Here is a 10,947-nt window from a genome sequence, read left to right on the forward strand (position 1 = left end):
AGACAGGACGAACGTCGCCGGGGCATCCTGTTCTGGGCCGATCTCCTGCCGCCGACGGCGGGACCACCGCCGTCGAGGGGGCTCAGACCTCGGCGACGCCCAGCACGTCGAGCAGCCAGGCGAGCTCGAAGGCTCGCTCCCGCCACGCGTTGTAGCGCCCGGAGACGCCGCCGTGCCCGGCGACCATCTCGCACTTGAGCAGCGCGTCGGCGCCGACCTCGCGCAGGCGGGCGACCCACTTCGCGGGCTCCACGTAGAGCACACGGGTGTCGTTGAGCGACGTGACGGCGAGGATGCGCGGGTAGGAGACGCCCTCTCGGACGTTCTCGTACGGCGAATAGGACTTCATGTACGCGTAGACGTCGGGGTCGTGGAGCGGGTCGCCCCACTCGTCCCACTCGATGACCGTCAGGGGGAGGGTGGGGTCGAGGATCGTCGTCAGGGCATCGACGAAAGGCACCTCCGCGAGGATGCCTGCGAAGAGCTCGGGCGCGAGGTTCGCGACCGCGCCCATGAGAAGGCCCCCGGCGCTGCCGCCCTCGGCGACGAGCCTGTCGGGAGTGGTGTACCCCTGTTCGATGAGGTGCCGCGCGGCGTCGACGAAGTCGGTGAAGCTGTTCTTCTTGCGGGCGAGCTTGCCGTCCTCGTACCACTGCCGCCCCATCTCGCCGCCGCCGCGCACGTGGGCGACGGCGAAGACGACTCCGCGGTCGAGCTCGGAGAGGCGCGCGACCGAGAACCGGGGCTCGATCGAGTGCTCGTACGAGCCGTAGCCGTACAGGTGGAGGGGGCGGGGGGCGGCGCCCGCCTCGCCGAACGAGCGCTTCCACACGAGTGAGACGGGGACCTGCGTGCCGTCCTGGGCCGGGGCCCACACCCGGGCCTGCGCATAGTCGGAGCTCTCGTAACCGCCGAGGACGGGCTGGCGCTTCCGGACGAGCAGCGCTTCGTCGGAGAGCCGGTAGTCGCACACGGTGTTGGGGGTCACGAAGGAGTCGTACGCCAGCCGCAGCAGCGGGGGCGCCCACTCTCGGTTGCCGCCGAACGCGGCCGCGTAAAGGGGCTCTTCGAAGCTCAGCTCGCGGACCTCGGAGCTGCCGTGATCGAGCAGACCGATGCGGGCGAGACCCCCGCGGCGGTACTCCACGGTGGAGAAGTCCCGGAAGCAGTCGACATCGAGCAGGCGCACGCCCGGGGTGTGGGGCAGAACGGTCTCGCGGCGACCGGCGGGGTCGCCCGCCGCGACGCGCACCAGCTCGAAGTCCAGGGCGTCGTCGTTGTGCAGGATGTAGAGCGCGTCCTCGCCGTCGATCACGGCGTGGTCGACCGAGTACTCGACGCCCTCGCGGCGCGGCCACACGACGGTGGGCTCCGCTCGGAGGTCGTCGGCGGGGACGAGCCACGCCTCGGACGTGATGGAGGAACCCAGCCCGATCACGAGGTACCGGTCGCTGCGCGTGAAGCCGGCGCCGAGCCAGTACCGGTCGTCGGGCTCGTGGAAGAGCCTCACGTCATCCGCCGGGGCCGTTCCCACGGTGTGCAGCCAGAGTGTGTCCGGTCGCCACGCGTCGTCGACGGTGGTGTAGACGATGGAGGCGCCGTCGGGGGAGAAGGATGCCCCGGCGGCCGTCCCGGGGATCTCCTCGCCGAGCGCGGCGCCCGTTGCGAGGTCTCTCACATGGATCGTGTAGCGCTCGTCTCCGGCCACGTCCACGGCGAACAGCATCCGGGTGCCGTCGTCGGACACGCCGAAGGAGCCGAGGGAGAAGAAGTCGTGGCCGTCGGCCTCGATGTTCCCGTCGAGCAGGATCTGTTCCCCGGGAACATCCACGCCCGGCTCCAGCCTCGGCGGTTCCCAGTCGTCGGGGTTAGAGATGGGTGCGCGGCACTGGATGCCGTACTGGCTCCCCTCCACCGTCCGACCGTAGTACCACCACTGCCCGCGGCGCGACGGCACCGAGAGGTCCGTCTCGAGGGTGCGTCCCTTGATCTCCGCGAACACCGCCTCGCGAAGGCCCTCGAGGTGGGCCGTGCGCGCCTCGGTGTAGGCGTTCTCCGCCTCGAGGTGGGCGATGACCGCGGCGTCGTCCTTCGCACGCATCCACTCGTAGTCGTCGTGCACGGAGTCGCCGTGGAACGCCCGGCTCCGCGGCGCACGCAGGGCGATCGGGGGGAGGGGTGCTGCCGGCGTGGTCTCGTCGATGCTCACCCGTCCACGCTAGTCCAGGGCCTCGCCGCCGGCGCCGCGCCTCAGTTCACGGTGATGAGTGTGCGCTGCCATCCCGAGGACCCGTTCGGCGCGATGGGCGCACGCTCCTCGATCTGCATGTTCCCTTCGGCATCGATCGCCCGCACGGTGATGTAGTGCGTGCCGGGCTCGGCATCCCACTCCAGCACCCACTGCACCCAGGTGTCCTCGTTGACGGGAACGGACAGCCGCGCGCTCTGCCACTCGCCCTCGTCGATGCGCACCTCGACGCGCTCGATGCCGACCGTCTGGGCCCACGCCACGCCCGCCACGGCCACCGTACCCGCGCTCACGGGGGTTCCCGATCGCGGCGTGTCGATGCGCGAGGACATCTTGATCGGCGCCTCGGCGGCGTAGCCGCGCGGCGTCCAGTAGGCCTCGTCCTCCGCGAAGGTCGTGACCTTCAGCTCCGTCACCCACTTCGTGGCGGAGACGTAGCCGTAGAGCCCGGGAACGACCATGCGCACGGGGAAGCCGTGCTCGAGGGGGAGCGGCTCGCCGTTCATCGCGACCGCGAAGATCGCGTCGCGGCCGTCGTCGGTCAGGGCATCCAGCGGCGTGCTCGCCGTGTATCCGTCGATGCTGCGGGAGAGCACCATGTCGGCGTCCGCCGACACGCCGGCCGTCGCGAGCACATCACGCACGGGCACGCCGAGCCAGCGGGCCGATCCGACGAGCCCTCCGCCCACCTCGTTGGAGACGCACGTGAGGGTGATCGAGTACTCGTCGAGCCCCATGCCCACGAGGTCGTCGAAGCCGAGCTCGACACGGCGATCGACCATCCCGTCGACGACGAGGCGCCAGGATGCCGGATCGACCTCCGGCACGGTGAGGGCGGTGTCGACGCGGTAGAAGTCGCCGTTGGGGGTGAACAGCGGCGAAATGCCCTCGACCTCGAGCTTCGCGCCCTCCGGCACCGTGACCCTCGATCGCGGGTCCGGGATGCGAAGGGCCTCGCGCGCCGCGGTGATCGATGTCGTGACCCCGGAGAGGATCCTCGACCCTGCCCCCACGACGAGGGCGGATGCCGCGGCGATCCCCGCCAGGCGGAAGAAGCCGCGCCGGTCGGGCCCCGCGGCATCCTCGCCCCCGGGGGAGACGCGGTCCGCGGCCCGCAGCCGTCTGGCCAGGAGGAAGATCGTGATCGCGGCGGCGATCGTTCCTGCGAGGGGTCCCAGGAAGGCGAACGCGCCCGTCCCGGCACGCGTGAGGGTCGCAGCGAGCGACAGGCCGCCCGCGACGACGAAGGCGAGGATGCCGAGCGGAGGGCGCAGATACTCCAGGATTCCGGCGATCGCCGCGGCGATGACGACGGCGAGGGTGAGCCCGGCGAGCAGGGCGACCTTGTCGTAGGCGCCGAAGGTCGAGATGGCGAACTCCTTGAGCCACTGCGGCGCGATGTCGATGACGAACGATCCGACGGCCAGCAGGGGGCTCGCGGTGGGGCCCGCGAGCAGGGCGACGACCTCGGCGGCGGCGAGGAAGGCCGCCGCCGCGACGATCCCGGCAACGCCCGCCCAGACGAAGCCGCTGAGCCGGGATGCTGTTCCCGTCGTCCTCGTGCGCATGGGTCCGCTCCCTTCCCGGGTCGCCGTGTTGCGTCCTCTCGGTCATCCGCGGCGGAGCGTGGATCGGATTGGGGATGGGCCGTGGTGCCGGGAGTTGACCGACACGGGGGCCGGTGCGAGGATTCTCCACGGCCCGTGAACGGCCCCTGAACAGCCGGTGAACTCTTCGTTCGTCACGCCGCACGCGCGGCACGCCCCATCCCCTTCCCGGAAAGCGAACGTGGACACCGCAGCACTCGTCATCGTGCTCGTCATCGGACTGGCGCTCTTCTTCGACTTCACCAACGGCTTCCACGACACCGCGAACGCGATGGCGACGCCCATCGCGACCGGCGCGCTCAAGCCGAAGGTGGCGGTCCTGCTCGCCGCCGTCCTCAATCTGGTCGGGGCGTTCCTGTCCACCGAGGTCGCGCGGACCATCTCCGGCGGAATGATCCGCGAGGATGAGATCTCGGGCGCCGTCTTCCCGGCCATCATCTTCGCGGGGCTCATCGGCGCGATCACCTGGAACATGCTGACCTGGCTGCTCGGGCTGCCCTCCAGTTCCTCCCACGCCCTGTTCGGCGGGCTCATCGGCGCCACCCTCGTCGGCGTCGGCGTCGCCGCGATCGATTTCGGCGTCGTGATGTCGAAGGTCATCCTGCCCGCCGTCATCGCGCCCGTCACGGCGGGCCTCATCGCCTTCAGCGTCACGAAGATCGCCTACGCCCTGACGCGTCGCTACGACGGCAAGCCCGACGGACGCTCGGGCTTCCGGTGGGGGCAGATCTTCACGTCGAGCCTGGTCGCGCTCGCCCACGGCACGAACGATGCGCAGAAGACGATGGGGGTCATCACCCTCGCGCTCCTCACCGTGGGGTGGCAGAGCGACCCCGACCCGCAGCTGTGGGTGATCGTGGCCTGCGCCGTCACGATCGCGCTCGGGACGTACATGGGCGGGTGGCGCATCATCCGCACCCTCGGCAAGGGCCTGACCGACGTCAAGCCCGCCCAGGGGTTCGCCGCCGAGACGTCCACAGCCTCCACGATCCTCGCCTCGAGCGCGCTCGGCTTCGCGCTCTCGACCACCCAGGTCGCCTCCGGCTCAGTCATCGGATCCGGCCTCGGGCGTCGCGGCTCCGCGGTGCGGTGGCGCACCGTGGGGCGGATCGCGATCGGCTGGGTGCTGACGCTTCCGGCCGCCGGGTTCGTGGGAGCGCTCGCCGCGCTCGTCGTCGTCTGGTTCGGCACGTGGGGAGTGATGGTGGATGCCGCGATCGCCCTCGTCATCATCGTGGGTCTGTTCCTGCGCTCGCGCCGGAACGTCGTCGATGCGGGCAACGCGATGAGCGAGGTCGCCGAGTCCGGGCACGCCGTGACGGTGACCGGCGACCCGCCGCCCACGCGCCGTCAGGCCGCCGCGGCCGCGCGTCGCGAGCAGGACGACAGGGCGGGGCGGTGACGGGCGTGGCGATCGATTGGCTCGCATTCCTCCAGGTCTTCGCCGCCGCCCTCGTCGGGGCGATCCTCGTGGTCGGCTTCTACGCGCTGGGCCTGCGCCTGCTCGTGCGCGCGGGTCGCGTCCCCGTCGTCTCGCCGGCGGAGTTCACGGACGCGATCACGGTCATCAGCGAGAAGCAGGCGCGGCGCGCAGAGAAGGCGGCGGCGAAGGCCGCCAAGAAGAACCCGCTGTCCCTGGGACAGAAGCGCATCTCCGCCGCGGGTGCATACGCATGCTTCGCTGCGTGCGGTCTCGCCGTCATCGCGGGCATCGTCCTCATCGTGGTGGGGTGAGCCGCTCCTAGGCTGTCGTCGTGAGCACTTCCTACACGTTCGGCCGTCACCCCGCCCCGCTGCGCACGCTGCTGCACCTGAGCGACACCCACCTCCTGGGCGGCGACGGGCGCCTGGGCGGCGTGTACGACGTGGAGGCGAACCTGCGCCGCATGATCGAGCGCATCGAGGGGATGCAGCTCGCGCCCGACGCGCTCGTCTTCACCGGCGATCTCACCGATCTCGGCGAACCGGAGGCGTACCGGCTCCTCCGCGAGGTCGTCGAGCCGCTCGCGGAGCGTCTGTCGGCGCCGATCGTATGGGTCGCCGGCAATCACGACGAGCGACCGCAGATGCGTCGCGACCTGCTCGGCGGCGAGCCCACGCAGGAGCCGATCACGGGGGAGTGGGACCTGGGCGGTCTGCGCCTCATCGCGCTCGACTCGACCGTCCCGGGCTGGCACCACGGCGACATCGACGACGCGCAGCTCGCGTGGCTGCGCGAGCGGTTGCGCGACCCCGCCCCGCTCGGCACGATCCTGGCCCTCCACCACCCGCCGCTCCCGAGCCATGTGCCGCTCTTCGGCATCCTCGAACTGCAGCGGCAGGAACTCCTCGCCGACGCCATCGACGGTGGCGACGTGCGCGCGATCCTCGCGGGGCACCTCCACTACTCCACCCACGGCACGTTCGCGGGCGTGCCCGTGAGCGTGGCGTCGGCGACCTGCTACACGATGGACCTCGGCCGTCCGGCGGCGTCGGTGAACGGCATGGATGCCGGGCAGTCCTTCCACCTCGTGCACGTCTACGACGACACGATCACGCACACGGTCGTCCCCGTCGCGGAGGCGCCGTCCGGCGACTTCTTCGGTCCGGGGTGGTACGAGCGGATGTCCGGGCTCACCCCCGATGAGCGCCTCGAGGTGTTCTCACGCAAGCCCGGCCCGCACCGCGCGCCGGACGCTTGACTTCGAGTGCGCTCGAAGTTCTGGCGAGGCCGAGATCCTGCCGACCGTCCGCGAGCTCGGCATCGGGTTCGTGCCTTATTCGCCGCTCGGGCGAGGATTCCTGACCGGAGCCATCCGCTCGCTCGACCAGCTCGACGAGAGCGACTTCCGCCGCTCCAACCCGCGTTTCGCCGGTGACGCCCTGAACGCCAACCTCGCGATCGTCGACAAGGTCGTGGCCGTCGCGGGCGAAGTCGGGGCGACCCCCGCCCAGGTGGCACTCGCATGGCTCCTCGCGCAGGGCGACGACATCGCGCCCATCCCCGGGACGCGCCGCATCGCGGCCCTGGAGGAGAACGTCGCGGCGGATGCCGTGGAACTCTCGGCCGCGCAGATCGCGGCGCTCGGCGAGGTCGGCACCGCGGTGGGCGACCGCTACGCCGACATGTCGCCGCTGAATCGCTGATCGCGCACACACCGGGCGCCGGGATCGTCGCACCTCGCGTCGGTCCCGGCGTTCGTCGCGGGTAGGCTCGGGGCACATCCCGCTATCCGCCGTGATCGACCCACAAGGACACCACATGGCCTCCCACATGGACGTGGGCGCAGCGCCCCGTACCCGCACCGAGACCGACTCCCTCGGATCGCTCGAGATCCCCGCCGACGCCTACTGGGGCATCCACACCGCACGAGCGCTCGAGAACTTCCCGATCAGCAAGCGTCCGATCTCGGTGTATCCCGACCTGGTGCGCGGCCTCGCGATGGTCAAGCAAGCCGCGGCGCGCGCCAATCGCGAGATCGGCGTCCTGCCGGAGGACAAGGCGTCGCTGATCGACGCGGCGGCCCAGCGCATCATCGACGGCGAGTTCCACGACGAGTTCGTCGTCGGCGTCATCCAGGGCGGGGCGGGCACGTCGACGAACATGAACGCCAACGAGGTGATCACCAACGTCGCGCTCGAGATGGCGGGACGCGAGAAGGGCGATTACGCATTCCTCTCGCCGATCGACGACACCAACCGCAGCCAGTCGACGAACGACGTCTACCCCACCGCGATCAAGGTGGGTCTGAGCCTGGATCTGCGGGCCCTCCTCGAGCAGCTCGACTTGCTTCGCCGATCCTTCCAGGCCAAGGCGGACGAGTTTCACGACATCCTGAAGGTGGGCCGCACGCAGCTGCAGGATGCCGTTCCGATGACCCTCGGACAGGAGTTCAACGGCTTCGCGACGACGCTGCGCGAGGACTGGAACCGCCTGAAGGAGAACGCCTACCTGCTCACCGAGATCAACATGGGTGCCACGGCGATCGGCACCGGGATCACGGCGCACCCGGGGTACTCGGTCGCCGTCCTGCGGCACCTCCGGGAGATCACCGCGCTGGATCTCCAGACGGCCACCGATCTCGTGGAGTCCACGAGCGACACCGGCGCCTTCATGTCGTTCTCGTCGTCGCTCAAGCGGAATGCGATCAAGCTGTCGAAGATCTGCAACGACCTGCGACTGCTCTCCTCCGGTCCCCAGGCGGGCTTCGGCGAGATCAACCTGCCGGCGCGGCAGGCGGGTTCGAGCATCATGCCCGGCAAGGTCAACCCCGTCATCCCCGAGGTCGTCAATCAGGTCGCCTTCGCCGTCGTCGGCGCCGACACGACCGTGACGATGGCCGTCGAGGCGGGGCAGCTGCAGCTCAACGCCTTCGAACCGGTCATCGCGCACTCGATCTTCCAGTCGATCACGTGGATGCGGCAGGCGATGTTCACCCTCCGGGTCAACTGCGTCGACGGCATCACCGCGAACCGCGAGCGTCTGGGCGCGATGGTCGGCTCGTCCGTGGGCGTCGTCACCGCCCTCACGCCCTTCATCGGCTATTCGGCGTCGGCGGCGCTGGCCAAGACGGCGCTGCTGACCGGGCGCAACGTGGCCGACCTCGTCGTGGAGGCCGGGCTCATGTCGCGCGAGGAGGTCGTCAAGCAGCTCTCGCCCGCGCGGCTGTCGGGGCTCGAAGCGGTGACGGCGGCGATTCCGACCGTCTCCTCCGCCGAGGACCTCTAGGGCGGATCGGGGTCAGCCGAGGATGCGGCAGTGCGTGGTCAGCTCGCCCACGCCGTCGATGCCCACCGTCACCGTGGACCGATCGCGCAGGAAGATCTGCGGATCCCGCGAGTACCCCGCGCCCCCGGGGCTGCCGGTGGAGATCAACGTCCCCGGCAGCAGGGTGGCGGACTGCGAGAGGTGCGCCACCAGGGTCGCGACCGACCGCACCATCTGACCGGTCGAGGCATCCTGGACGGTGTGGCCGTCGACGACGGCCCAGATGTGGAGATTCTGCGGGTCGGCGATCTCGTCGGCGGTCACAACGAACGGGCCCGTCGGCGTGAAACCGTCGAAGGACTTGCACCGCGACCACTGGGCCTCGGAGAACTGGATGTCGCGGGCCGTGATGTCGTTGACCACGGTGTACCCCCACACGTGATCGAGCGCATCCTCGGGCGCGATGTCGGCTCCCGCCCGGCCCACGACGACGCCGAGCTCGGCCTCGTAGTCCACCGATTCGCTGAGCGTCCGCGGCCACGTCGTGGTCTGGCCGTGACCGGTGAGCGAATTGGGCCACAGGGTGAAGACGGTCGGAGCCGCATCGGTCTTGAGCCCCAGTTCGCTCGAGTGGGCCGAGTAGTTGAGGCCGATCGCGAGGATCAGCGGCGGCGCGCTCACGGCGGACGCGAACGACACGGAGGAGAGGGGATGCCGCGTCGCCGTCCCCGGCTGCTGCGCCATCGCGTCGCGGACCCGGGCGAGCAGGTCGTCTCCGCCCTCGATCAGGGTTTGCAGGTCGCTCGGAGCACCCTCCCACAGCTCGGAGACGACGACCCCCTCCTCGCCGGAGACGACGACGAGGGCGGGTTCGGGGGACGAGGGGGAGACGATGTGGGCGAAACGCACCCTCCCACGCTACCGGCCCGCGCCTAGGCTGGCCGATGTGACGTACCAACCGCCGCCCTGGCCCGCGAGCGACTCCTCGCCCCGAGCCCACGACTTCGCCTCACCACTGGAGCAGCCTCACCCCGGGCGGGGCGCCCTCATCCCGCCCCCGCCGCCGTCGATCGGCACGCCGCCTCCGTTGCCGAAGATGCCCACGCGCGGGCGCACCGCCTCCGTCTGGCTGTTCGCTCTGCTCGCCGTCGTCCTGGTCGGCCTCGTCGGCTACTTCCTGACCTTCCTCGGGGCCGGCGCGTCGATCGTGGGGTTCGTGCTCGCCCTCGTGCCCTTCGCCGTCGTGCTCTTCGCCGTGCGACTGATCGACCGCTGGGAGCCGGAGCCGCGCAGACTGCTGGTCTTCGCCGCCGCCTGGGGTGCGATCGCCTCGGTCGCGATCGCCCTCCTCGTCGATCTGGGCGTGGGGGCGCTGATCGGTGCCGACGGGTCCTTCGCCCGCGACCTGTTCTCCTCGGTCGTCCAGGCGCCGGTGGTCGAGGAGGTCGGCAAGGGCCTGGGGCTGCTGCTCATCATCGCGACGGCGCGCCGGGCGTTCGACGGACCGGTGGACGGCGTCGTGTACGGAGCGCTCGTCGGCGCCGGGTTCGCCCTCACCGAGAACGTGCAGTACTTCGCGATCAGCTTCATCGAGGGCGGCGTGTCCGAGGTGAGCGCCACGTTCTTCGTCCGCGGCATCCTCTCTCCGTTCGCTCACGCGATGTTCACCGCCGTCATCGGCTTCGCGCTAGGTCTTGCCGCGCGCCGTGGTTCCCGCGGGACCGCGATCCTCGGGCCCTGGCTGCTCGGCCTGCTCGGAGCGATCGCGCTGCACGCGTTCTGGAACGGGTCGGCGATGCTGGGCGACTTCTTCGCGCTGTACCTCACGCTCCAGGTGCCGCTGTTCATCCTGTTCACCCTCGGGGTCCTGGCGCTCAAGCGCGAGGAGTCGCGCCTGACGCACCGGCGGCTGGGCGAGTACGCGGAGGCCGGGTGGTTCACTCCCGAGGAGGTGGACATGCTCGCCACGTCGGCCGGGCGCCGCCGCGGGCTCGAGTGGGCGCGCGGTCTGCGCGGCGATCGCACACCGCTCATGCGGGAGTTCATCCACGACGCCACCGCGCTGGCCGCGGCGCGGGAGCGGTCCCTGTCGGGGCGCGACCCGAGGGCGCAGGAGGACGAGCGCGTGCTGCTGCAACGCACCGCTGCCGCGAGACAGGCCCTGCTCGCCCTTTGACAGGGCGCTCTGCGCCCCGGTCCGACACCGTCCAAGACTCAGCGCCCGGTGCCGCGGCGATGCCTGCGTGTCTCCCGGGCGCTGAGTTGGTCGTAACTCAAGCGTGCTCCGCGCCGAGCGCGCTGTCAAGGTCCCGACGAGACTCACGTAAAGTGCCCGCGAAACGCCCTCGGTGCCTCATTTGAGATTGCCCGCGAAATGGTGACGCTCGGGGCATGGGAAGTGAGTT

9 protein-coding genes are annotated in these 10,947 nt (G+C 70.6%); 6 read left to right on the top strand and 3 right to left on the bottom strand.

All coding sequences use genetic code 11. The annotated features are described in order from the left end of the window. Nucleotides 1-82 precede the first annotated feature (82 nt). Nucleotides 83-2,203, bottom strand: a complete 2,121-nt coding sequence (locus tag ACIGCK_RS09950) for a S9 family peptidase (RefSeq protein WP_396665786.1) — start codon at nucleotides 2,201-2,203, stop codon at nucleotides 83-85. A gap of 47 nt (nucleotides 2,204-2,250) precedes the next feature. Beyond that, nucleotides 2,251-3,816, bottom strand: coding sequence for a molybdopterin-dependent oxidoreductase (locus ACIGCK_RS09955; RefSeq protein WP_396665750.1), 1,566 nt, complete (start codon nucleotides 3,814-3,816; stop codon nucleotides 2,251-2,253). A gap of 220 nt (nucleotides 3,817-4,036) precedes the next feature. Between ACIGCK_RS09955 and ACIGCK_RS09960 the strand changes: the two genes are divergently transcribed. The 5 genes from ACIGCK_RS09960 to ACIGCK_RS09980 all read left to right on the top strand — a co-directional run bounded on the left by ACIGCK_RS09960 (nucleotide 4,037) and on the right by ACIGCK_RS09980 (nucleotide 8,563). Then, nucleotides 4,037-5,257, top strand: a complete 1,221-nt coding sequence (locus tag ACIGCK_RS09960; protein WP_396665752.1) for an anion permease — start codon at nucleotides 4,037-4,039, stop codon at nucleotides 5,255-5,257. Nucleotides 5,258-5,262: 5 nt separating this feature from the next. Beyond that, nucleotides 5,263-5,589, top strand: coding sequence for a peptidase (locus ACIGCK_RS09965; protein ID WP_330169797.1), 327 nt, complete (start codon nucleotides 5,263-5,265; stop codon nucleotides 5,587-5,589). Nucleotides 5,590-5,609: 20 nt separating this feature from the next. Further along, a complete protein-coding gene (locus ACIGCK_RS09970) occupies nucleotides 5,610-6,536 on the top strand; it encodes a metallophosphoesterase (RefSeq protein WP_396665754.1) in 927 nt (308 codons plus the stop codon). Continuing rightward, nucleotides 6,478-6,981, top strand: coding sequence for an aldo/keto reductase (locus ACIGCK_RS09975; RefSeq protein WP_396665756.1), 504 nt, complete (start codon nucleotides 6,478-6,480; stop codon nucleotides 6,979-6,981). Before ACIGCK_RS09970 ends, ACIGCK_RS09975 begins: the two co-directional genes overlap by 59 nt. 115 nt (nucleotides 6,982-7,096) lie before the next feature. Continuing rightward, complete coding sequence (locus tag ACIGCK_RS09980) at nucleotides 7,097-8,563, top strand: aspartate ammonia-lyase (protein ID WP_396665758.1); 1,467 nt, start codon at nucleotides 7,097-7,099, stop codon at nucleotides 8,561-8,563. Nucleotides 8,564-8,575: 12 nt separating this feature from the next. Here the strand turns inward: ACIGCK_RS09980 and ACIGCK_RS09985 are convergent, their stop codons facing one another. After that, nucleotides 8,576-9,451, bottom strand: a complete 876-nt coding sequence (locus ACIGCK_RS09985) for a fumarylacetoacetate hydrolase family protein (protein WP_396665760.1) — start codon at nucleotides 9,449-9,451, stop codon at nucleotides 8,576-8,578. A 37-nt stretch (nucleotides 9,452-9,488) separates the two neighbouring features. Here ACIGCK_RS09985 and ACIGCK_RS09990 point away from each other — a divergent pair, with 37 nt between their 5' ends. Continuing rightward, entirely contained in the window at nucleotides 9,489-10,718 is a 1,230-nt protein-coding gene (locus tag ACIGCK_RS09990; RefSeq protein ID WP_396665762.1) for a PrsW family intramembrane metalloprotease, read from the top strand. Nucleotides 10,719-10,947: the final 229 nt, after the last annotated feature.

The organism is Microbacterium sp. NPDC078428, assembly GCF_044542535.1.
GTDB classification, from domain to species: domain Bacteria; phylum Actinomycetota; class Actinomycetes; order Actinomycetales; family Microbacteriaceae; genus Microbacterium; species Microbacterium limosum.

What these genes read in the sequence shown, in the direction of transcription:
- ACIGCK_RS09955 (WP_396665750.1), bottom strand. Translation starts at nt 3,816, where the DNA reads ATGCGCACGAGGACGACGGGAACAGCATCCCGGCTCAGCGGCTTCGTC.
- ACIGCK_RS09975 (WP_396665756.1), top strand. Translation starts at nt 6,478, where the DNA reads ATGAGCGCCTCGAGGTGTTCTCACGCAAGCCCGGCCCGCACCGCGCGC.
- ACIGCK_RS09980 (WP_396665758.1), top strand. Translation starts at nt 7,097, where the DNA reads ATGGCCTCCCACATGGACGTGGGCGCAGCGCCCCGTACCCGCACCGAG.